This window comes from Brevibacillus sp. GCM10020057 (genome assembly GCF_042683565.1).
Classification (GTDB): Bacteria; Bacillota; Bacilli; order Brevibacillales; family Brevibacillaceae; genus Brevibacillus.
Genome location: NZ_JBHUJW010000005.1, coordinates 1 through 21353, shown reverse-complemented (window position 1 = coordinate 21353; position 21353 = coordinate 1). Strand labels below are relative to the sequence as shown.

20 protein-coding genes are annotated in these 21353 nt (G+C 56.2%); 17 read left to right on the top strand and 3 right to left on the bottom strand.

The genetic code is table 11. The annotated features are described in order from the left end of the window. Nucleotides 1–398: 398 nt before the first annotated feature. The 6 genes from ACFSO0_RS01325 to ACFSO0_RS01300 all read left to right on the top strand — a co-directional run bounded on the left by ACFSO0_RS01325 (nucleotide 399) and on the right by ACFSO0_RS01300 (nucleotide 6396). Nucleotides 399–1085 carry a copper homeostasis protein CutC gene (locus ACFSO0_RS01325; protein WP_376875471.1) on the top strand — a complete coding sequence of 229 codons (687 nt, stop codon included), beginning with the start codon at nucleotides 399–401 and terminating at the stop codon, nucleotides 1083–1085. A 551-nt stretch (nucleotides 1086–1636) separates the two neighbouring features. Continuing rightward, on the top strand, nucleotides 1637–2401 hold the full coding sequence (locus tag ACFSO0_RS01320; RefSeq protein ID WP_376875188.1) for a DeoR/GlpR family DNA-binding transcription regulator: 765 nt from the start codon (nucleotides 1637–1639) through the stop codon (nucleotides 2399–2401). A gap of 21 nt (nucleotides 2402–2422) precedes the next feature. Continuing rightward, nucleotides 2423–3277 carry a class II fructose-1,6-bisphosphate aldolase gene (gene fba / locus ACFSO0_RS01315; RefSeq protein ID WP_376875185.1) on the top strand — a complete coding sequence of 285 codons (855 nt, stop codon included), beginning with the start codon at nucleotides 2423–2425 and terminating at the stop codon, nucleotides 3275–3277. A gap of 46 nt (nucleotides 3278–3323) precedes the next feature. Further along, a complete protein-coding gene (locus ACFSO0_RS01310) occupies nucleotides 3324–4415 on the top strand; it encodes a bifunctional phosphoglucose/phosphomannose isomerase (RefSeq protein WP_376875181.1) in 1092 nt (363 codons plus the stop codon). A gap of 1 nt (nucleotide 4416) precedes the next feature. Further along, nucleotides 4417–5367 carry a 1-phosphofructokinase family hexose kinase gene (locus tag ACFSO0_RS01305; protein WP_376875178.1) on the top strand — a complete coding sequence of 317 codons (951 nt, stop codon included), beginning with the start codon at nucleotides 4417–4419 and terminating at the stop codon, nucleotides 5365–5367. A gap of 24 nt (nucleotides 5368–5391) precedes the next feature. Continuing rightward, nucleotides 5392–6396 (top strand): ROK family protein, encoded by a 1005-nt coding sequence (locus ACFSO0_RS01300; RefSeq protein WP_376875175.1) that lies wholly within the window; start codon nucleotides 5392–5394, stop codon nucleotides 6394–6396. Nucleotides 6397–6517: 121 nt separating this feature from the next. Here ACFSO0_RS01300 and ACFSO0_RS01295 read toward each other — a convergent pair whose 3' ends face one another. Then, the gene (locus tag ACFSO0_RS01295; RefSeq protein ID WP_376875172.1) at nucleotides 6518–6958 is read right to left on the bottom strand and encodes an Hsp20/alpha crystallin family protein; all 441 of its coding nucleotides are present in this window, start codon (nucleotides 6956–6958) and stop codon (nucleotides 6518–6520) included. Between the two features lie 144 nt (nucleotides 6959–7102). Then, nucleotides 7103–7402 (bottom strand): transcriptional repressor, encoded by a 300-nt coding sequence (locus ACFSO0_RS01290; protein WP_376875168.1) that lies wholly within the window; start codon nucleotides 7400–7402, stop codon nucleotides 7103–7105. A gap of 278 nt (nucleotides 7403–7680) precedes the next feature. Here ACFSO0_RS01290 and ACFSO0_RS01285 point away from each other — a divergent pair, with 278 nt between their 5' ends. The 8 genes from ACFSO0_RS01285 (at nucleotide 7681) to ACFSO0_RS01250 (ending at nucleotide 17487) form a co-directional block, all read left to right on the top strand. Then, complete coding sequence (locus ACFSO0_RS01285; protein ID WP_376875165.1) at nucleotides 7681–8550, top strand: YitT family protein; 870 nt, start codon at nucleotides 7681–7683, stop codon at nucleotides 8548–8550. 195 nt (nucleotides 8551–8745) lie between these two features. After that, entirely contained in the window at nucleotides 8746–9753 is a 1008-nt protein-coding gene (locus ACFSO0_RS01280; RefSeq protein WP_376875468.1) for a LacI family DNA-binding transcriptional regulator, read from the top strand. Nucleotides 9754–9811: 58 nt separating this feature from the next. Beyond that, nucleotides 9812–10780: a sugar phosphate isomerase/epimerase family protein gene (locus ACFSO0_RS01275; RefSeq protein WP_376875162.1), complete on the top strand. Its 969-nt coding sequence runs from the start codon at nucleotides 9812–9814 to the stop codon at nucleotides 10778–10780. Nucleotides 10781–10790: 10 nt separating this feature from the next. Then, entirely contained in the window at nucleotides 10791–11849 is a 1059-nt protein-coding gene (locus tag ACFSO0_RS01270) for a Gfo/Idh/MocA family protein (RefSeq protein ID WP_376875159.1), read from the top strand. 61 nt (nucleotides 11850–11910) lie between these two features. Continuing rightward, the gene (locus tag ACFSO0_RS01265) at nucleotides 11911–13254 is read left to right on the top strand and encodes an ABC transporter substrate-binding protein (RefSeq protein WP_376875156.1); all 1344 of its coding nucleotides are present in this window, start codon (nucleotides 11911–11913) and stop codon (nucleotides 13252–13254) included. A 114-nt stretch (nucleotides 13255–13368) separates the two neighbouring features. After that, entirely contained in the window at nucleotides 13369–14670 is a 1302-nt protein-coding gene (locus tag ACFSO0_RS01260) for a carbohydrate ABC transporter permease (protein WP_376875153.1), read from the top strand. Between the two features lie 15 nt (nucleotides 14671–14685). Continuing rightward, nucleotides 14686–15513, top strand: a complete 828-nt coding sequence (locus ACFSO0_RS01255) for a carbohydrate ABC transporter permease (protein WP_376875150.1) — start codon at nucleotides 14686–14688, stop codon at nucleotides 15511–15513. Nucleotides 15514–17133: 1620 nt separating this feature from the next. Further along, a complete protein-coding gene (locus tag ACFSO0_RS01250; RefSeq protein WP_376875147.1) occupies nucleotides 17134–17487 on the top strand; it encodes a DUF1516 family protein in 354 nt (117 codons plus the stop codon). A 104-nt stretch (nucleotides 17488–17591) separates the two neighbouring features. Here the strand turns inward: ACFSO0_RS01250 and ACFSO0_RS01245 are convergent, their stop codons facing one another. Then, nucleotides 17592–18437, bottom strand: coding sequence for an SDR family NAD(P)-dependent oxidoreductase (locus ACFSO0_RS01245; protein WP_376875144.1), 846 nt, complete (start codon nucleotides 18435–18437; stop codon nucleotides 17592–17594). A gap of 199 nt (nucleotides 18438–18636) precedes the next feature. On the opposite strand from ACFSO0_RS01245, the gene ACFSO0_RS01240 reads away from it, so the two are divergent. The 3 genes from ACFSO0_RS01240 (at nucleotide 18637) to hemQ (ending at nucleotide 21163) form a co-directional block, all read left to right on the top strand. Further along, nucleotides 18637–19530 carry a MurR/RpiR family transcriptional regulator gene (locus tag ACFSO0_RS01240; protein WP_376875141.1) on the top strand — a complete coding sequence of 298 codons (894 nt, stop codon included), beginning with the start codon at nucleotides 18637–18639 and terminating at the stop codon, nucleotides 19528–19530. A gap of 17 nt (nucleotides 19531–19547) precedes the next feature. After that, entirely contained in the window at nucleotides 19548–20291 is a 744-nt protein-coding gene (gene nagB, locus ACFSO0_RS01235; protein WP_376875138.1) for a glucosamine-6-phosphate deaminase, read from the top strand. Nucleotides 20292–20410: 119 nt separating this feature from the next. Next, nucleotides 20411–21163 carry a hydrogen peroxide-dependent heme synthase gene (gene hemQ, locus ACFSO0_RS01230; RefSeq protein WP_376875135.1) on the top strand — a complete coding sequence of 251 codons (753 nt, stop codon included), beginning with the start codon at nucleotides 20411–20413 and terminating at the stop codon, nucleotides 21161–21163. Nucleotides 21164–21353: the final 190 nt, after the last annotated feature.

Below are 21353 nucleotides of genomic sequence, written 5' to 3'. Positions count from 1 at the left end.
GCATGCCGCATGGATTTCGTATTCAGTTGGGGCACAGGAAGGCTGGGCCCTCCCGCTAGTATACTACAGTTTGGCCGTTTGCGAGCTGTTGTTATCTGGTTTTTGCCTGGGGCGTCCTAATTCATAATTTTGCGAATTCGCTTGGCGCGCAAAAAAGCCAGCAGAGACGCGCATCGCCCTTGCTTCTTTTGTGAAGCGATTCGCTGACATCCGCCCGGTAGAGGGCTTTCATGGGATCGATCATCTGACCGACTCGGCGATGACAGCCGCTGCTCTCCGCCCCGATGAACCTCCCGTCCCGCATGACCAACACCTTTGCCGCGCAGATGCTGTCTATTGCGCAAACCGTTCCGGGCATTTACAATGTCCGCATGATGAAAGAGAGCGGAGGAATCGGAATGATTATCGAAGTGATTGCGACGTCGGTAGAGGATGCGAAGCGTGCGGAGCGCGGGGGAGCAGATCGGCTCGAGCTGATTACGGGCATTCTGGAAGGGGGACTGACTCCCAGCTGGGGCCTGGTGGAGGCCGTGGTCAAAGCCGTGTCGATCCCGGTGAACGTCATGGTGCGCCCGCACAGTCAGTCGTTTTGCTACACGCAGGACGAGCTGTACGTCATGCGCGGGGACGTCCGTGTCATCCGCGAGATCGGGGCCGCCGGGATCGTCATCGGCATGCTCACTGCCGAGCGGACGCTTGATTTGAAAGGACTGGAGATGCTGCTCGCGGAAGCGGACGGGCTGGACGTGACCTTCCATCGCGCCTTCGATGAGGCAGCCGACCAGCACGAAGCCGCCCGCATCCTGCTGGGCTATCCCCAGATCCGCCACATCCTGACCTCCGGAGGGCACAAGAGCGCGATCGACGGGGCTGAATGCCTGTCCAGCCTCGTCCAGCTGACGAAGCATACACAGCTCTCCATCATCGCCGGCAGCGGACTGACCCTCGACAATGCCCGCGCTCTGGCAGTCGCGACGGGCGTGAGCGAAATCCATGTCGGAACAGGCGTCCGCGAAGAGGGACAAGCCTTGAAATACGTTGACGAGCAAAGGGTGCAAGCCTTGCGAAGCATGTTCGCGGTCTGAACAAAGCCTTGCCCGGCATCCTGATGAAACCCGGCGCAGCCATTCGCGGGATGCGCCGGGTTTTTGCGCGAAGCTCTTGTGTGATCGCGAAGCGCTTGCATGATGAAAAACAACGATTGCCATACATGAAACGCTTTGTACTCTCCTCGAACCGGCTGCTTTGCCTCCTGAAAAACCTCCCGGAAATCTCTTTCAAAAGAATGCCCCACAGGAAAACGGATAAAAAAGCAAGGTCTTAGGGACACCGCCCAGGCGCAATGGAAAAAGCGGAACCGTTTTTGGCGTCCAACCCAGAAGTCGCTTCCCGAAGCCGCTTCTCTTGGACGCGGTTCCGCTTTTGGAAGGGAGCCGGACAGGAATGCCCCCATGCAAGTGGCCCTACGAACCGCAGCTTTTTTATCCGTTTTCCTCCCTCCAGTATTTGACGAGCAAATCAGAAAATGATAGGATGATTACGAAATCAAACGAAAGTTAACGAAATAAAACGAAACTAGTTAAAATGCCAAGGGAGTTATCCACCTGCCCGATTCACCAAAAGGAGGAGCGTTTTCATGCTAGCGGCAGAGCGACACAGCAAGATACTGGAGAACGTAAACAAGCAAAAAACCGTAACCGTTGCGGAACTGAGCAAGCTGCTCGACGTCTCCGAGGTCACCATTCGCAAAGATTTGATCAAGCTCGAGCAGGAAGGGCTGCTGTCCCGCGTGCACGGCGGAGCGTCTGTCGCGAACTTTTTGCCCCTCGAGCGCAGCTTTACGGAGAAGCAGGCGGAGCGGCAGGAGGAAAAGGCGCGGATTGCCCGCCAGGCGCTCGGACACATCCAGCCGGGCGACACGCTGATGCTCGGGGCGGGTTCGACGACGATGGAGCTCGCCAGGCTGCTGGGGCAAATCCCGGAGCTGACGATCGTCACCAACGCCGTCAACATCGCGATGGAACTAAACAGCCACGGCGTGCACAACGTCATCCTCATCGGCGGCGAGATGCGCGCCAAGTCGTTTGCGCTCGTCGGGGCGGTGGCGGAGGACAACCTGAAAAAGCTCTCGGTGTACAAATGCTTTATCGGCGCAGACGGCATCCACGAGAAGGACGGCTTCTCCACCTTGTCGCTGGCCGAGAGCAACATCAACCGGATCATGATGGAGCGCTCGCGCAAAGTGTATGTGCTGGCTGACCACAGCAAGTTTGGCGAATCCCATTTCAGCAGGTTCGCGGACTTGGCCGATGTGGACCGGATCATTACCGACCGCCTCGACATGCAGACGCAAGAGTCGTTCATCGATCTGGGAGTCAAGATTGAAGTAGCCCAAGCCTAACGGACAAGGAGTGATCCGGACATGTCATTGGTATCATCGACGGAAATGCTGCGCAAGGCCCGTGCAGGAGGATACTGCATCGGTGCCTTCAATGTGCACACGCTGGAAATGCTGCAAGCCGTCGTGGAGGCGGCGGAGGAAGCGAAGGCTCCGCTGATTCTCCAGACGACGGTAGGGACTGTCAAACATTTGGGGCCGGAATACATAGCGGCCATGGCCCAGGTCGCTGCCCGCTTTGCTAGCGTGCCCATCGCGCTCCATCTCGACCACTGTCACGACTACGACCTGATCGAGCGCTGCATCCAGGCAGGCTACACCTCGGTCATGATCGACGCTTCCATGCACCCTTTTGCAGAAAACGTGGAGCAGACGAAGCGGGTCGTGGAGCTGGCCCATCGCGCAGGCGTCAATGTCGAGGCGGAGCTGGGCAAAGTGGGCGGCGTCGAGGATGAGCTGGTCGTGGACGATGCAGACGCCGTTTTGGCTGACCCGCAGGAGTGCGAGGAGTTTACGGCGCTGACAGGAGTAGATACATTGGCGCCAGCTATCGGGACGGCACACGGGATGTACAAGGGAGAGCCGAAAATCGCCTTTTCCCGCCTGGAGCAGATCGCGGGCCGGGTCGATGTGCCGCTGGTGCTGCACGGGGGTTCCGGCATTCCCGAAGAGCAGGTGAAGCGGGCCGTTGCGCTCGGGATGGCGAAAATGAATGTGGCGACCGAGCTGCGCATCGCCTTTTCCGATGCGATCAGGCAGGTGCTCGTGGAAAATCCCGAAGAAAACGATCCGCGCACGTACATGAAGCGGGCCAAGCAAGCGGTGAAGGCCATCGCCCAGGCCAAAATGGCGATGTGCGGCTGCGTCGGCAAAGCATAAGTTCAGTAAAAACACCCATATGATCATAACGAAAGGATGAACAGACATGCGGATCAATCTGGATGATGTGGCAGCAGTGGAAAAGCTGGACACGATCAAGGCGTTGCGGGATACCGACGAATACAGTCAGCAATTTTCAGAAGGCTGGCAATTGTCGAGCGGAATCGATGTCTCCCCGATTACAGGACCGATCGATCGGATCGTGGTGCTGGGGACGGGAGGCGGCTCGGCTGCGAGCGTCAACCTGCTCAGGTCGTACCTGTTTGACCAGCTGAAGGTGCCGTTGCAGTTGAACCAGGGCTACACGATTCCGGCGTTTGTCGACGAAAAAACGCTCGTTATCGTCGTCAGCCACTCGGGAAATACAGAGGAGATCGTCAGCGGTTACGAGCAAGCGATCGCCGCCCAGGCGCAGATTGCGGTCATCACAGCGGGAGGAAAAGTGCTGGAAATGGCGCGGGAAAACGGCCATGCCCATCTCGTCGTGCCAGGCGGGATGATGCCGCGGATCGCGCTCGGATACATTTTCCTGCCGATGCTGGCTATTTTGACGAAGCTGGGGCTTGCGGCAGACAAATCGGAAGAAGTAGCAGAGACGATCCGACTGTTTTCCGAACTTAGCCAGCAGTACGGCCTGCGCTCGCCCCTTGCGGCCAACCTCGCCAAACAGATCGCGCAGCAGATGGACGGCCTGACGCCGGTCATCTACGGGACGCTTCCGTATTTCGACGCGCCTGCGTGGCGGTGGAAAAACCAGTTGGGCGAAAACGGCAAGGTCATGGCGTTCTGGAATGCCATTCCCAGCTTGCACCACGACGAGGCAGTCGGCTGGGACGCGCCTGCGGCGATGCTGAAGGGATTCCACTTCACCCTGATTCGTGACGTGGAGGACAGCGAAAAGACGAGCAAGCGCATCGAGATCAGCGCGGACATTTTGCGCGAGCGGGCTGGAGCCGTGCAGGTCGTCCAGTCCCAGGGAACATCCAGAATGGCGCGGCTGTTTTCCATCGTGTATCTGGCGGATTACGTCTCGCTCTATACGGCGCTCATCCGCGGCGTCGATCCTACGCCGGTAGAGGTCATCAACCTGTTCAAAAGCAAGATGGGCCAGCCGCTCGTCCAGGTGCAGGTGCGCTAGCATGCTGGTGACGGTGACGCTGAATGCGGCGATCGACAAGACGTACAGGCTGCAGCGGCTGCGCCCGGGCCAGCTGCACCGTACGCGGGAGCAGCTTAGCCTGGCAGGCGGCAAAGGGATCAACGTGGCGCGGGTGGCGAAAACGCTCGGGGCCGACGTGATCGCGACCGGCTTTATCGCGGGACACAACGGGCAGTTCATCGCGGAGGGCTGCGCCCGTGCGGGGATTACGCCTGCCTTTGTGGAAATCGCAGGCGAGTCTCGCTGCTGCCTCACCCTGCTGGATGAGGAAAGCGGCGAAGTGACGGAAGTGCTGGAGCAGGGGCCAGCCGTCACAGAAGAGGACTTCGCGCAATTGCAAGGCAAGCTGAAGCAGCTCGCCAGTCAGGCCGCCTTTGTTGCTTTCTCGGGAAGCCTGCCTGCGGGTCTTTTGCCCGATGCGTACAGGACGCTGCTCGAGCTGGTGCGTCAGTCCGGGGCAGAGCCGATCCTGGACGCCAGCGGGGCGGCGCTCGCAAACGGGCTTGCGGGCAAGCCGTACCTGGTCAAGCCAAACCGGGAGGAAGCGGAGGCGCTGCTCGGCTACCGGTTGGAGAGCGTCGAAGCAGTCCGGCAAGCCTTGCGGGATATACAGGCTCGCGGAGCCGAGCGCGTATTTCTGTCTCTCGGGGAGTCGGGAGCCTGGCTTTTGGCAGATGAGGAAGAATGGCATTTCCCGGCCGTTTCGCTGGAGCAAGTCGTCAATCCGGTCGGGTGCGGAGACGCCTTGCTGGCGGGACTGCTCACGGGCAGGCTGAAAGGACTCGCGTGGCCGGATGCCGCGCGGCTTGGCATGGCGAGCGCTGCGGCGAATGCGCTGTCGCTCGGGGCAGGGATGGTCGATCCGGCCGCGGTTGACAGGCTGGTGCAGCAGGCGCGGGGCAGCAGCGGGCAGCAGGAGCACGCAAGATAGGAAGTACAGGAAGGAGGCTGGACTATGCGGCACGTAATCGGTCTGGATGTGGGCGGAACGACGATGAAAGGAGCCGTGCTGGATGAGACGGGGCGCATCATCGCTCGCGGAAGCAGGGAGACGGGATTGCACAAAAGCCTGCCCCTTGTGATCGAGCGCATGGCGGCCTTGGTGGAGGAGTTGAAAAACAGTGTGGATGTCCCGGTGGAGGCGGTAGGTGTCGGCTTTCCCGGGCCGTTCGATGGTCCAAACGGCTTTTCCATCCACTCGCCCAATCTCGGCCTGAAGCAGGTGGACGTGCGGACGCCGCTGGCAGAGGCGATCCGTCTGCCGCTCGCGTTTGAAAATGACCTGCGGACGGCGACCTTGGGGGAAGCGGTGTTCGGTGCAGGGAAGGGCGTTCGGCACATGACGTTTATTCCCATTGGCACCGGGATCGGGATGGGCAATATTATCGAAGGGCAATTGCTGCGCGGCGCCTTTGGCATTTCCGGCGAGCTGGGTCACGTGACGGTTCCGGGAAACAGCGCCGTCTGCAACTGCGGCAAGGTCGGCTGCGTGGAGACGGTGGCTTCGGCAGCAGGCATCGTCCGGCTGGCAAAGGAGAGGCTGCGGCGGGCACTCGCAGAGATTACCCAAGAGGTCGAGAGGCTGCCGCTCGTACAGCTGGCAGGCAAAGATTTTGCACAGCTGACCGCCCATGCGGTGGCAAAGGCTGTGCTGCAGGGCGATCCGGTCGCCGCCGAAGTATGGAAGGAAGTATGCGAGGTGACCGGATGGGCGGTCGCGCTCGTCATCAACCTGTTTAATCCGCAGATGGTCGTCATCGGCGGAGGGGTCTCCGAGGCAGGCGATCTGCTGCTCGATCCGGTGCGGCAGAGCGTAGAGCGGCACGTAATGAAAGCGGGCCACGAAAAGACGCAGATCGTCCGCGCCTCGCTCGGGGCTGACGCCGGTATGCTGGGGGCAGGAGCGCTTGCCCTGCAGGACATCCGAAGCGCGAGCAGCGCGGGGCCGTTGGCAAAATAAGCGGCATTGCGGATCGGAAAAAGGGCGCTGTCCAGATGGGCAGCGTCTTTTTCACAGGTGATTTCGCCGCCTGCTTGCCGCAGAAAGCAAAAATGCCCTCCGGGTGGAGAGCATGGCGGCATCAGTGGAAGTCTACGTCGATTTTCTTTTTGGCGGAAGGCTGCATTTTCGGCATGTGCACTTCCAGCACGCCATTTTTATAGGATGCCCGAACGCCTTCCTCGGAGACGCTGGAGGGCAGGGAGACGGAACGCTGGAACCGGCCGAAGAAGCGTTCCTGCCTGTGCATTTGCTCACTCTTGATTTCGTTCGCGCGATGGATGGTGCCGCTGATCGTCAGGACGTTGTTGTCGATGTCAATGTGCACATCTTCCTTCTTTTCCAGTCCGGGAATGTCACACGATGCGACGATTTCCGTCTCGGACTCGTGAATGTCAATGCGCGGTACCCCATAGCGGGTTTCATGCGTTCCCAGAGGGGCGAGACCTGTGTCAAAGAAATGATCCAAATCTTTTCTCATGAAATCCAGCATGCGAAACGGTTCATACGGGATCAAAGCCATCGAGAACCCTCCTTGGTAGTAGTGGAACTGCCACTATATAATGTGTTTTTCGGGCGAAAAAATTATACAGCAGGCGGTGTATGAATACGCAAAAGAAGGCAGCCCGCAGTAAGTGGGACTGCCTTCTTTCCTTTACGAACGTCCTTACATGACTTCCTTCAGATCGATGTCTCGTGCAGAGCCTTTGCAAACAAAGCGGTTCGAGGCGTCTGGATGAATCTGCTCCTCGAGGAGGCCCATCTTTACAAAAAATCGCAAGGAGGTGTATACGGTGGAAAGGGTAATGTTCGGCATATCGATTTTTAACGCGTGATACACGTCTTTGGCGGTGGCGGCAGTCGTTGCATGCTGCATGTAGAGCAAAACCGCTCTCCGTCGAACCGTCAAGCGTTTGCCCAGATGCTTTACCTGCTGTGTGAAACTCAAGTCGCGGCGTTCCAACACAGGTCACCTTCTTTTTTGAAATAATTATTATATGATTGTTATTATCGTATTCTTTTCCCCTGCCGTCAATCCTTATTTTCGCCCTCTGATCAGGTATGCCGCGCGATTGGCAAGACTAAGGGCGACATCCGATTCGTTCCGGTGCGTGGGGATGGGGGAGGCGCGCGGAAGCTCGGACAGGTTTACCACAGGTGAAAAAATAGGGCTTTCCTTTTGGCCCAAAACGTGGTAGTGTATGTGCGATTTTGGTATACGTGAAAATGTCAGGAGTGGAATTTGTGGCGCGAAAAAGACGTGCAGCCATCCAGTTGAACAGCCCTCAGCGCAAAGCGTTCGAGTACGTCATGCTGTTGGCCGGATCGCTCGTATTGGCAACCAGCTTTAATCTCTTTCTCAATCCAAACAAGATCGCTTCGGGGGGAGTAGCCGGACTATCGACCATCTTGCATAGTGTATTCGGCCTATCCCCTGCCGTCGTGCAATGGGCGTGCAACATTCCGCTGTTTTTGCTCGGGTTTAAGCTTTTTGACAAGCATTACAGCTTGAAGGCAGCGGTAGGCTCGATCATTTTGCCGCTTTGCGTCATGCTGACAAGCCATCTGGAGCCGCTGACAACGAATCCTTTGCTCGCCAGCATTTACGGAGGCATCGGCGTCGGACTGGGGATCGGCATCGTCTTTCGGGGGAGAGGCTCCACGGGCGGCTTTGCGATCGCATCGCAAATTCTCCACAAGTTCACCGGGCTGAGCCTGGGGGTCTGCGTGGCGGTCTTTGACGGTATGGTCATCCTGCTTGCGGGAATTGTCTTTGATCCGGAAAAAGCGCTGTTTGCCTTGATCGCCCTTTTCGTCACCAGCAAGACGATCGATATTGTGCAAATGGGATGGAATACGTCGAAGGTGGCCTATATCATTTCCAACGAGATCGACACGGTGCGGGAAGCGATCTTGTACGATCTGGACCGCGGCTTGACCCTTCTGGACGCAGCCGGCGGCTATACGGGAGACGAGCGCAAGGTGCTGATGGCCGTCGTCAGCCAGAGCGAAGTGAGCAGACTGAAAATCATGGTCCGCTCGATCGACCCGGATGCCTTTGTCATTCTTTGCCCGGCGCATGAAGTTTTGGGAGAAGGTTTTCGAGCTGGATAGGCCAATCTTGCAGGGGGAATGTGCGCCTGCAGGCAGGGAGCTGCATTCGCGATTGCTTGTTTGACGAGTAATCAATGAATGCAGCTCTTTCGCTTTCCAGAGAAAATTAATTGACTGAATATTGACAAAAAGCATAGGCAAGTGTATGGTGTGAATAGGAAACCGTTTTCCTAATTGAGGGAAAGAGAGTGAACCATCATAGCAGTTACCATTAAAGACATCGCGCAGCTAGCAAACGTATCCATCGCAACCGTCTCCAGAGTGTTGAACAACTCCAAGCCTGTACGTCACGAACTGCGGGAAAAGGTCATGAAAGTGGTCGAGGAAACCGGTTTTCAGCCCAATGCAATCGCAAGGAGTCTGGTAAACAAAGAAACCCGCATCATCGGCGTCATGATTCCCGATATCTCCAATAACTTTTATTCCAGCCTCATCAACGGCATCGACAGCGTGATCAGCGAATACGACTACAGCATGTTTTTGGCGATATCGGATGAGACGGTCGAGAAAGAGCTGAAATATTTGCGGCTGTTCAAGGAAAAACAGATTGACGGCGTCATCTTGGCCAGCATTCACTTTCTCGAAGGCCACGCCCAGTCGTTGCATGAGATTCAGGTGCCGTTGGTTGTAACGGGCCACGATCTGCACGGCTACGAGATTCCGACAGTCAACGTCAATAATGTGCAGGCGTCCTACGACGCGACTTCGTATTTGATCTCGCAGGGACATCGCCGCATCGCCTGCATTTCCGGTCCGTTCTGGGATCAGCCATGCGGTCTGGACCGGATGGGCGGCTACCAAAAAGCGATGAGAGCGCACGGCTTGCCCATTCCTGACGGCTACGTGGCAGAGGGCGACTTCACGCCGAAGAGCGGCTACGAAGCAGTCAAGCGAATCTTCGAGGAAAAAGAGCCGCCGACCGCCGTCTTCGTCGCAACCGATCTCATGGCAGTTGGGGTTCTGAATTATTTGCACGACGAAGGGATTCGCGTGCCGGATGACGTGTCTGTCATGGGCTTTGACAATCTGGAGATCGCCTCGTTGGCCAGGCCTATGCTCACCACCGTCCACAACGATCCGTACATGTACGGGCGAGCTGCAGGGGAGAAGCTGCTGCAACAGCTGCGCAACGAACCGATCGAAAGAATGAGCATCGTCCCCCACGACCTCGTCATTCGACAAAGTGTCAAGGCAATACTCTAAGCGGCACCAAGACATTCACATAAACGACAAGCACAATCAAAAAAAGGGGTGAAGAAGTGTGAAGCTTGGCGTGTTTACCGTATTATTCGGAGAAAAATCGTTCGAGGAAATGCTGGACCATGTGCAGGCGTCAGGCTTGGAAGCAGTGGAGATCGGTACGGGAGGTTATCCCGGAGACGCCCATTGCAACGTCGATGAGCTGCTGGATCACCCGGAAAAGCTGCGCGCCTACAAAAAGGCGGTAGAGGATCGCGGCCTGATTATCAGCGCACTCAGTTGCCACGGGAATCCGTTGACTCCCGACAAAAAATTTGCCCGCGAGTCGCATGAGATTTTCGTCAAAACGGTACGTTTGGCCGAGCAGCTGGAAGTTCCGGTCGTCAACTGCTTCTCCGGAACAGCAGGAGATCACGAAGGGGCTGTTTTTCCCAACTGGCCGGTAGCTCCCTGGCCCAATGAATACCGGGATGTGCTGAACTGGCAGTGGGAGAACAAGCTGGTTCCGTACTGGAAGGAGCAGGCGGCCTACGCAGTCTCCCATCACGTAAAAGTGGCGTTGGAGATGCACGGCGGCTTCCTCGTCCATACGCCGGGGACGCTGCTCAAGCTCCGCGAGCTGGCAGGAGAAGGCATCGGCGCCAACTTCGACCCGAGCCATATGTGGTGGCAAGGAATCGATCCGGTGGCCGCGATCAAGATTTTGGGCAAAGAAAAAGCCATCTACCATTTTCACGCGAAGGATACCTACATCGATCAGGACAAGGTCAACATGTACGGGCTCACCGACATGAATTCCTACGCCAATCTGAATGAGCGCGCCTGGTATTTCCGCACGGTCGGCTACGGGCACGACCAGCAGACGTGGGCCAACATGATGAGCGCCTTGCGCATGACGGGCTACGATTACGTCGTCAGCATCGAGCACGAGGATGCCATCATGAGCATCGAGGAAGGCTTCCAGCGGGCGGTCCACAATCTGCAGCAGGTCATTTTGCGTGAGCCCGTGAGCAATCTGTGGTGGGTATAGGAGGGTGAGCATGACAAGCAATCGAAAATGGAAGATTGGAATCATCGGGGCAGGCGGAATTTCCGAGGCCCATCTGGAGGCGATCAAGGAAGAGCTGAGGGCGGAAGTGGTCGCCATCGCTGACGTCGCAGTGGAGATGGCAGCCAATCGCGCGGCCAGACACGGGATTCCCCAAGTCTTCGGCGATTTCCGGGAGTTGCTTGCTCAGCCGCAGATCGACGCCGTAGTCATTTGCGTGCCCAATTACTTGCACGCCGATACTGCGATGCAGGCGCTGGCAGCAGGCAAGCATACGCTGTGCGAAAAGCCGATGGCCATGAACGTCCCGCAGGCAGAAGCCATGATCGAAGCCGCGAAGCAGGCAGGAAAAGTGCTCATGATCGCCCAGAACAACCGCTTCCGCAGCGAAGCCCAATACGTCAAAGGGCTGCTGGATCAAGGAAAGCTCGGGCAAATCTATCACGTCAAGACCGGCTGGGTCCGGCGCAACGGCATCCCGGGCTGGGGAAGCTGGTTTACGCAAAAGGAACTGGCAGGAGGCGGTCCGCTGATCGATATCGGGGTACATATGCTCGATCTCGCGCTGTGGCTGGTCGGCCACCCGAAACCGGTGTCTGTGCTGGGGCAGACGTACGCACAGTTCGGCCCGCGAAAGAAAGGCTTGTCCGAATGGGGGCGGCGTGATGAAAACGGCACGTTTGACGTTGAAGACATGGCTGTGGCGATGATTACGTTTGAAAACGGCATGACGCTGACACTGGATGCGAGCTGGGCTTCCCATATCGAAAAGGAAAACGTTTTCCTGCATCTTTACGGCCAAGAGGGAGGGACGTCGCTCAATCTGATGGAGGACACTCTCACGCTTTACCAAGATTGGCAGGGCAGCCCGGCTACGACGAAGATCGAGCCACGGCGGGAAAAAGAGCGGGTAAAGCTGTTTCAAAATTTCGTCGACTCTCTGGAAGGGACGGCAGAGCCGCTTTGCACGCCGGAGCAGGCGTTGTACATCAACCGGCTGATCGAAGCCATTTACGCCTCCGCACAGTCGGGCGAGGCAGTCAGATTGTAATGTACAGAGGCGTCATGCAAAAGACCGCCTCGTGCAAAATTGAATTAAGGGGGTAAATCAAATGAAAGTATTAAAAGGGCTTACATCCATTGGGCTGACGATGTCCATGCTACTCTCCCTGGCTGCGTGTTCGAGCGCCCCGCAGCAATCGGCCTCGCCGGCACCCGCGCAGCCTGCCGCGCCCGCCGCTGCGGAAGCGCCGAAAACCGATTCGGGCTCGCCAGCCGCAGAAAAGGTCAAGCTGGTCTACGCACGCGGCAAAGACTCCACCGATTCGACGAAAAAGCTGGTAGAGGCATTCATGGCAGCCCATCCCGACATCGAGGTGGAAGTGCGTGAAATGCCTACTGACACCGGTCAAAGCCACGACCAGTACGTCACCATGTTCAGCGCCCAGTCTTCCGAGATCGACGTCTTTGACCTCGACGTAATCTGGCCTGCCGAATTTGCGCAAGCAGGCTATCTCCTGCCGCTTGACCGCTTGATCGAACAGGACAATATCGACACGTCCAAGTACATCAAAGGCGCGATGAATGCCGGAAACTTCGGCGGACAGCAATGGACCATGCCGAAGTTCATCGATGCCGGCCTGCTCTTCTACCGCAAAGACCTGGTCAAAGAGCCGCCCAAAACGTGGGATGACCTGATCGCCCAGGCCAAAGCGTTGAAAGGACAGGGCGGCACGAAGTTCGGCTACCTGATGCAGGCCAAGCAGTATGAAGGTCTCGTCTGCAACTTCGTGGAGTTCAGCGCAGCGTACGGCGGAAAAATTCTCGATGAGCAAGGTAATGTCGCGGTGAACAACCCGGGCACGATCAAAGGCTTGAAGAAAATGATGGAAATCGCTCAATCTGACTTCGTGCCTACGAACATCACCACCTTTACGGAGCCCGAGTCGCATACGGCATTCATTGAAGGCCAATCTCCTTTCGTGCGCAACTGGCCTTATCAGTTCGCCTTGGCCCAGGATGCGTCCCAATCCAAAATCGTAGACAAGGTCGCCATCGCTCCACTGCCTGCAGGCGATGCCGGTTCGGCAGCTGCGCTCGGCGGCTGGATGGGCGGTATCAACAAGTTCACCAAGCATCCGAAAGAAGCGTGGGAATTCCTGAAGTTCATGACCGGTCCCGAAGGCCAAAAAATTTCCGCGATTCACGGCGGACTGGCTCCGACCTACCTGCCTGACTACGATGATCCGGAAGTGCAAAAAGCAAGCCCTCTGTTTGCGAACAAAGACTTCGTCGATGGCGTAAGCGCAGCCGTGTCGCGTCCGACCACGCCGATCTATCCGAAAATTTCGGAAATCATCCAAATCGAGGTATCGAAAGCGCTGGCCGGCCAGCAGACAGCCGAGCAGGCAGCGAAAAACATGGAGACCCAGATGAACGCCCTGATGAAAAAGTAAGAGAGTCGACGTATCAGGCAGCGGCTTCCCGGGGAGGAACAGGCATCTCCGGGAGCCCTGTTTTCGTCGGCGTACACAGGGCTAACTTATCGCTGTAGAGAAGAGGGTGAATGGATGAAGCAAAAATCCCTTTCGGAAAAGCAGATGGGCTACTTGCTGATTGCGCCTGCCATCGTGATCATTCTCGTCATTGCCATCTGGCCGGTCTTGCGGTCCTTTTGGATCAGCCTGCACGACATTCGACTCAATGACCCGACAAAGACGGAAGTCCACAACTCATACGGACTGGATATGGAGAGGTATGTCAACACGTTGCCCAACCTGCTCCGTTATTTGAAAAATGAGGCGGACAGCGCTGACGGCGAGGTCAAGGAGCAACTGCTTGCGCTCAGGCAGCAGGCGGAGCAGATGAACGCGACGCTGCAGCAGTCGGCGGAGATCGCCGAGCGCTACCAGAGCATTGACAAGCTCCTGCTCGAGTTCAAGCCCGTTCCGAACGAGATGAAGTACGTCGAGCTGTCCAATGAGCAGACCGAATCTATCCGGACTACCCTGGATGCGATCGGAACAGCCTTGAACGAACTGGGCAGGCAAAAGCACTTGAACAAGCCGGAAGGGGCAACCGGAGTAGTGCAGGGGATAGCGTCATCAGTGATTGAACCGAACTACGTAGGCTTTGCCTATTACAAGCAGCTATTGACCGATGGCAGGCTCTGGGGGGCACTGTACAACACGCTGTTTTTTACTGTTGTCTCCGTAGCGATTGAGCTGGTGCTCGGACTCTGGATCGCCCTGCTGATTAACAAACAGTTTGTCGGACGGGGGCTGGTGCGGGCGACAGTCTTGATCCCTTGGGCGATTCCGACGGTCATTTCCGCGATGATGTGGAAGTATTTGTACGACGGGCAAAACGGGATCGTCGCGCACTTGTTGGAAGTGACAGGGCTTGTCCCGGATATGGGCGTCCTCTTGACGACAAAGGCAGGGGCGATGTTCTCCGTCATTTTGGCGGATGTCTGGAAAACGACGCCGTTTATGGCCTTGCTGCTGTTCGCCGGGCTGCAGACGATTCCGAACAGTTTGTACGAAGCGGCTCAGGTGGATGGGGCGAGCAGGTTCCAGCAGTTTTTCCGGATCACGCTGCCGATGCTCAAGCCGACCTTGCTGGTGGCGCTGCTGTTTCGGACGCTCGATGCGTTTCGCGTCTTTGACCTGATTTACGCGCTGACAGGTGGGGGTCCCGCCAATTCCACCGAGACGATCGCCATTTTGGCGTACAAAACGATGTTTGCGCAGATGAGCTTTGGCGAAGGCTCGGCGCTGGCCGTCATCGTCTTCCTGTGCGTAGCGCTGATCTCGATCGGCTACATCAAAATTTTAGGAGCCGATCTGCTTGGCGAAAGCGGCAGAAGGTAAGGGGGGAGAGCGAGCATGCAAAAAAAAGCGGGACCGCTGTTTTACGTCTTTTTAGTCCTTTTCGTCTTTCTTGTGATGTTTCCGTTTATATGGGTACTCATCGCCGCTTTGAAGCCGCCAAGCGAGCTGTTCGGGGAGAGAGCCTTTCAATTCGTCATCCTCGACCCCAGCTTCGATAACTTCGTCCGGGTGTTCACGGAGCGCCCGTTTGCCCGCTACTTGTGGAACTCCACCGTTGTGGCGACGCTGACGACCTTGTATTCGATCACGATCGCCTCCTTCGCCGCATTTGCCATCGCGTGGCTTCCGTTTCGCGGGAAGTCGATCATTCTCGGCGTCGTGCTGGCAGTGTCGATGTTTCCCCAGATTGCGACGATCTCGCCGATTTTTATGTTCATGCAGTCTGTGGGCTTGACGAACAGCTACCTGGGATTGATCATTCCGTACACGACCTTCGCCTTGCCGCTTGCGATCTGGAATTTGACGACCTTCTTCCGCAAGATTCCGATTGATCTCGGCGAGGCAGCCAAGGTGGACGGGGCAACAATCTGGCAGACGATGACAAAGGTGTTTTTCCCGCTGGCGATGCCGGGAGTGTTTACGACGGCGATTCTCGTCTTCATAGCGGCGTGGAACGAGTTTTTGTTTGCGCTGACGCTCAATACGCAGGAAGCCATGAAGACAGTTCCGGTCGGGATCGTCATGTTCCAGGGAATGTTCACCATTCCGTGGGGGGAAATCTCCGCAGCGTCGATCATCGTCACCGTCCCGCTCGTCATCATGGTGCTGATCTTCCAGCGACGCATTATTTCCGGCCTGACCTCCGGCGCAGTCAAAGAATGACGGCAAAATCCGATCGATTCACAAAAGCTTCTCCATCCCTCGGAAAAGCGTTAAACGGGCTGCTACCCCATAGCGGGTGCGGCTTTTTTTGTACAGATTTTTGAACAGATAAAACGGTGCAAGATTCGGCTCCGGCATAAGTGCAACTAATGCTTCGTCAAGCCAGAGACGAAGCCGTGCTTTCTCATTTGGCAAAAGACAACGGGCCCGATCGCTGAAAGAAAGTTCCGATCCGAGGTGCAAAAGAAGGCTGAAAAAACAGCGGAGCTATACCCGCACATGGCTTTGAAACGACTCGACACAAGGGCAGGAGCAAATGAGCAAGTACACCGAAGCCATTGCTTACACACGCTCTGAAACGAGGCTTCCAAGAGTTGCAGAAAAAGCCCGACCGACCACGAACGCTGTCCAGGAAAAAGGGGAAAAGAGCGCAAGGCATTAGGGACACAGCCCAGGCGGAGCGGAGAAAGCGAAACACGCCCGAGCGGCCAACTTGAACAAGCTACTCGAGACAGCTACTTTTGGCCGCCGTTTCGCTTTCGGAGCGCAGCCGGACAGGAAAGCCCCCTTTGCAAGTGTCCCTACTAGCCTGAAGCGCTTTCCCCTTTTTCCGCCCCGGCACAAAAGCCCGAACAGATGAGAAATCAGCGAAGCTTTACCCGCACATGGCTTTGAAACGGCTTGGCACAAGGGCAGGAGCGAAGAAGCACAGTACACCGAAGCCTTCACGAGCAAACCCTTTGAAACAATGCTTCCAAAAAGCCGCAGAAAAAGCCCGACCGACCACGAACGCTGTCCAGGAAAAAGGGGAAAAGAGCGCAAGGCATTAGGGACACAGCCCAGGCGGAGCGGAGAAAGCGAAACACGCCCGAGCGGCCAACTTGAACAAGCTACTCGAGACAGCTACTTTTGGCCGCCGTTTCGCTTTCGGAGCGCAGCCGGACAGGAAAGCCCCCTTTGCAAGTGTCCCTACTAGCCTGAAGCGCTTTCCCCTTTTTCCGCCCCGGCACAAAAGCCCGAACAGAGGAGAACCCAGCGAAGCTTTACCCGCACATGGCTTTGAAACGACTCGACACAAGGGCAGGAGCAAATGAGCAAGTACACCGAAGCCATTGCTTACACACGCTCTGAAACGAGGCTTCCAAGAGTTGCAGAAAAAGCCCGACCGACCACGAACGCTGTCCAGGAAAAAGGGGAAAAGAGCGCAAGGCATTAGGGACACAGCCCAGGCGGAGCGGAGAAAGCGAAACACGCCCGAGCGGCCAACTTGAACAAGCTACTCGAGACAGCTACTTTTGGCCGCCGTTTCGCTTTCGGAGCGCAGCCGGACAGGAAAGCCCCCTTTGCAAGTGTCCCTACTAGCCTGAAGCGCTTTCCCCTTTTTCCGCCCCGGCACAAAAGCCTGAACAGAGGAGAACCCAGCGAAGCTTTACCCGCACATGGCTTTGAAACGGCTTGAAACATAGGCTGCGTAATTGCGGAACAAAGCAATTGCGAACCAGCCTTCGTCCAGCCACCTCTGTCACAATAATGCCAAGTGTTCAAGCGTCTGCATTTTACCGACACTTCTGGTATAATGTCGTGGACAGGTAATAATGAGGAACGAGGAGTTGATATTTCTTGTACAATGCGTTACTAAAAGCGCATGTCGGCAGCTGGGAGGTAGCGTTTATCCTCTTGATCGTCGGATACATCCTGTACCGCGTCGGAAAGGAAAAGGCGGCAAAAGGGCTGCACATGCTGCTCAGGCTGTTGCTCGTCATCATTTTGGTGACAGGGGCCACGATGCTCTTCCAGTTCCACGCAGGCGACGTGTATTACTACATCAAAGGCGCACTCGCCATCGTAGCGTTCGGCCTCATGGAAATGTGCCTGGGGCGTGCCCGCAGACAGGAAGGCAGCATCGGCTTTTTTATCGGGGCAATCGCCGTTATGGTCATTGTCATCATGCTCGGCTACCACAAGTTTGGCTAAAAAAACGTTTTTCTCTGAAGCTTTCGTTCATCGAGGAACTACCTTGCGGGCGAAAGCTTTTTAATTTGGCTGAGAAAGGCTTCAACTGTCTGCCTGATTGCCGATTATAGGAGAAAAGGAGGGATGACACGGCCGTCAATATCAGTAAATCCGTATTCCCGGGCAAGTTCACCCACTTGCAATACCTGCCCGTTTTTCAGGTGCACTTCGCGATCCCCTGCCAGAGCAGACACAGCTCGCCCGACATAATACGGCGATTCCGTGTTTTTCAGATCGTCAACTCCCTGCCAATGCTCTTCATCTGTTTGGAAATGCCGCAATACCAGTTCTGTCCTCATCCAGCCAGGAGAGACCGCCAGCGCCGTAATGTTCGTGTTTTTGAGATCATGAGCGAATCCAAACACAGTGCGGTTAATCGCATTTTTGGCAAGGTCGTAATAGAAAGTTCCCAAATACTTGTTCTGATCCCAAAAGGTCGTGTGTACGATCAAGCCAAAATCAGCTTCCAGCATAAGCGGGATCGCATAGTGGCTTGTCGCGATTTGTGCGCGTATGCCGCTCTGAAACGTAGCATCCCACAGCTTCAGCGGATATTCCCAGAAAGGCTTGGGTTGTAAACCCACTTCCAGGTCATGCAGTCCCCAGACGTTATTCACAAGGATATGGAGACGTCCTTGTTCCTGCCGGATTCTCTCGATCAAAGCCTGTGTTTCCTCATCACGGGTATGATCACAACGACAAGCGTAAGCCTCTCCCCCATGTTTTCTAATCTCCTCGACCGTTTCATCGATACTCCCCGGAAAACCGTGTGTAGCAGCACCACGGATACTTCTTCCGGACACGTAAACGACTGCTCCGGCTTTCCCGAGTTCAACGGCTATTCCTCGCCCTGCGCCCCGGCTTCCTCCGGTTACGAGAGCGACTTTCCCTGCCAATCGCTTCACGTTCATCAACTCCTTTGCAGCTAATTTGCTTCATCATACACCTGCTAATATGTCATCTGCTGTCATGTTGAGGACGAGGAAAATGGAGAGAAGTAAAATGGGAGAAAAAATCCACTTTTCATAAAAAATATGGCGGACTACTCCTTTTTGTGTATAATGACGGTAGAACAGGCTCGAAGTACGACAGAAAAAAGGAGCGATCACGATGGCGGGACGAGAGGAAAATTGGCTGGAGTCGCTGTCGGCTTCTGCTGGCAAGACCAATACATTGCTGCAAATCCAGAGCCTGCTTCCGTCCTTTACGAAGTCCGAGCAGAAGGTGGCGAGAATCGTGCTGACTCAGACGGAGAGCGTCATTTACTCCTCTGTCATCGATCTGGCGGAAAAGGCGGAAGTGGGCGAGACGACGGTTCTTCGGTTTTGCCGGAAAATCGGGTTTCGCGGCTACCAGGAATTCAAGCTGGCGCTGGCCCAGGAGCTGGTGAATCCGGTGAAAAACCTGCACGGCGAGGTAGGAGAGGGTGACTCGCTTGCAGTCATTGCGGAAAAAGTGACGGCGACCAATCGCCAGTCCATTGAAGATACAAACGCGCTGTTCGATCTGGAGCAGCTGGAGCGCTGCGTCGAGCTGCTGCACGAGGCGGGCACGATCCACTTTTACGGCGTAGGGTCATCAGCGGTGACGGCGCAGGACGCCAAGTACACCTGTCTGCGGATCGGCCTGCGGGTAGACGCCTTTACGGAGTCGCATCTGCAGGCGATGGCAGCGGCGACATTGGGGCCGGGAGATGTGGCGGTCGGCTTGTCCGTCTCCGGGAGCACCAAGGACACGATCGACTCGCTCAAGGTGGCGAAGGAGGCGGGAGCGACCGTGGTCTGCATCACGCATTACCGCAGATCGCCGATTACGAACGTCGCGGACATTACGCTGCTGACGGCTGCCCAGGAAGGTCCTTTGCAAGGGGGATCGCTGGCCGCAAAAATGGCGCAGCTCCACGTGCTCGACGTCATCTGCACGGCGCTTGCGTTGCGCAACAAGGAAAAGGCGTTGCTGTACAAGGAGCGGACAGCCAAGGCGGTTCTCGAGCGAAAATATTAACAGGAGGGAGACGAGTCATGAGGCTTGTCATCGCAAAAGATTACGACGACATGAGCAAGAAAGCGGCGCGGCTGATCGCAGACGAAGTCGCCCGCCATCCGTCAGTCGTTTTGGGACTTGCGACAGGCGGCACTCCGGTCGGGATGTACCGGGAGCTGGTTGCCTTGAATCAAAAGGAAGGCATCGATTTTTCCCGGGCGACCAGCTTCAATCTGGACGAATACGTCGGACTGTCCGGCCAGCATCCGCAGAGCTACCGGGCGTATATGCAGGAAAATTTGTTTGCCCACATTAACTTGCCAGCCGACAGGGCGAACATTCCCCGCGGGGACGCAGCCGATCTGGCAGAGGAATGCAGACGGTACGAGCAGGCGATCGCGGCGGCAGGCGGCATCGATGTGCAGGTGCTGGGGATCGGGAACAATGGCCATATCGGCTTCAACGAGCCAGGCTCTGCCCGGGACACGGCCACCCGCGTCGTCCGGCTCGCGGACAGCACCATCGAGGCCAACGCCCGTTATTTTCCGACCATCGCGGAAGTGCCGACCCATGCGGTCTCCATGGGCATTCAGACGATTCTCGGCGCGAAGAAAATCATTTTGCTGGCGAGCGGAAAAGCGAAGGCCGTGGCCCTGCAGCGCATGCTGGAGGGGGAGATGACGGAAGATGTCCCGGCTTCCTTGCTGCAGCAGCATCCCGATGTGACCGTCATCGCAGACGAAGAGGCTGCCTCGCTGCTCTCCGGGAAGACACGGGGCTGAACCGGCTTAAAAAGCAGCGCTTGTTCACCAATCTGTTCCGAATATCGGCATCTCCCTTATGCTATACTGGGAATGTTGCAATCGGGATCACCAGATTTTTCAAAGGAGCTGATTTACAGATGAGCGCGAACGAAGCGTTGCTCACATTAGAAGGTTGGTATACGTACCACAATTTCCGCACGATCAACTGGGAAAAATGGAAAGCGGCATCCGAACAGGAGCGCCAGGCTGCGCTGGACGAGCTGAACGCCCTGATCCGCACGTGGGAAGCGAACGAAGGAGAGAACCAGGGCAGCACTGCGGTTTACTCCATTCTGGGTCACAAGGCAGACCTCGTGTTCATGTTCCTGCGCCCCACCATGCAAGAGCTGGATGAAATCAAGACGGCGTTTAACAAAACCCGTTTTGCTGCCTATACACAAGCTCCGTACTCCTACGTGTCTGTCGTGGAACTGAGCAACTACGTCAACAATCCGGGCGAGGACCCGAAAGCGAATCCGCATGTACGCGAACGCCTCTATCCGATCCTGCCGAAATGGCAGCACATCTGCTTCTATCCGATGAACAAGAAGCGCGACCTGCAGGACAACTGGTACATGCTGACCATGCAGGAGCGTCAGGAAATGATGCGCTCGCACGGGATGATCGGCCGCAAGTACGCAGGTAAAGTGAAACAAATCATTGGCGGCTCCATCGGTTTCGACGACTGGGAGTGGGGCGTTACCCTGTTTGCCAACGATCCGCTGGAGTTCAAGCACATCGTCTACGAAATGCGTTTTGACGAAGTGAGCGCGCGCTTCGGCGAATTCGGCAACTTCCTCGTAGGAAACGTGCTGAATGTCGAGTCGCTCGGAAAAATGCTCGAAGTATAAACCATTTTAAGAAGATCTGTCCGCGAAAAGGGAAGCGGGCAGATTTTTTTATCCAATGAACTACTAATAAATAGCTCTTCACCGTAAAACGTGCTTGATCTCCCTCTATCGCAGTTTTTCGTAGTTATGTAGCCGGTTTACACTCCAGTCTAATGCGAATCTTGAATCTCTCTAGATTGCGGTAGCCGTA

Coding starts and splice junctions, on each gene's coding strand:
- ACFSO0_RS01325 (WP_376875471.1), top strand. CDS start 399: ATGATTATCGAAGTGATTGCGACGTCGGTAGAGGATGCGAAGCGTGCG.
- ACFSO0_RS01320 (WP_376875188.1), top strand. CDS start 1,637: ATGCTAGCGGCAGAGCGACACAGCAAGATACTGGAGAACGTAAACAAG.
- fba (WP_376875185.1), top strand. CDS start 2,423: ATGTCATTGGTATCATCGACGGAAATGCTGCGCAAGGCCCGTGCAGGA.
- ACFSO0_RS01310 (WP_376875181.1), top strand. CDS start 3,324: ATGCGGATCAATCTGGATGATGTGGCAGCAGTGGAAAAGCTGGACACG.
- ACFSO0_RS01305 (WP_376875178.1), top strand. CDS start 4,417: ATGCTGGTGACGGTGACGCTGAATGCGGCGATCGACAAGACGTACAGG.
- ACFSO0_RS01300 (WP_376875175.1), top strand. CDS start 5,392: ATGCGGCACGTAATCGGTCTGGATGTGGGCGGAACGACGATGAAAGGA.
- ACFSO0_RS01295 (WP_376875172.1), bottom strand. CDS start 6,958: ATGGCTTTGATCCCGTATGAACCGTTTCGCATGCTGGATTTCATGAGA.
- ACFSO0_RS01270 (WP_376875159.1), top strand. CDS start 10,791: ATGACAAGCAATCGAAAATGGAAGATTGGAATCATCGGGGCAGGCGGA.
- ACFSO0_RS01265 (WP_376875156.1), top strand. CDS start 11,911: ATGAAAGTATTAAAAGGGCTTACATCCATTGGGCTGACGATGTCCATG.
- ACFSO0_RS01260 (WP_376875153.1), top strand. CDS start 13,369: ATGAAGCAAAAATCCCTTTCGGAAAAGCAGATGGGCTACTTGCTGATT.
- ACFSO0_RS01255 (WP_376875150.1), top strand. CDS start 14,686: ATGCAAAAAAAAGCGGGACCGCTGTTTTACGTCTTTTTAGTCCTTTTC.
- ACFSO0_RS01245 (WP_376875144.1), bottom strand. CDS start 18,437: ATGAACGTGAAGCGATTGGCAGGGAAAGTCGCTCTCGTAACCGGAGGA.
- ACFSO0_RS01240 (WP_376875141.1), top strand. CDS start 18,637: ATGGCGGGACGAGAGGAAAATTGGCTGGAGTCGCTGTCGGCTTCTGCT.
- nagB (WP_376875138.1), top strand. CDS start 19,548: ATGAGGCTTGTCATCGCAAAAGATTACGACGACATGAGCAAGAAAGCG.
- hemQ (WP_376875135.1), top strand. CDS start 20,411: ATGAGCGCGAACGAAGCGTTGCTCACATTAGAAGGTTGGTATACGTAC.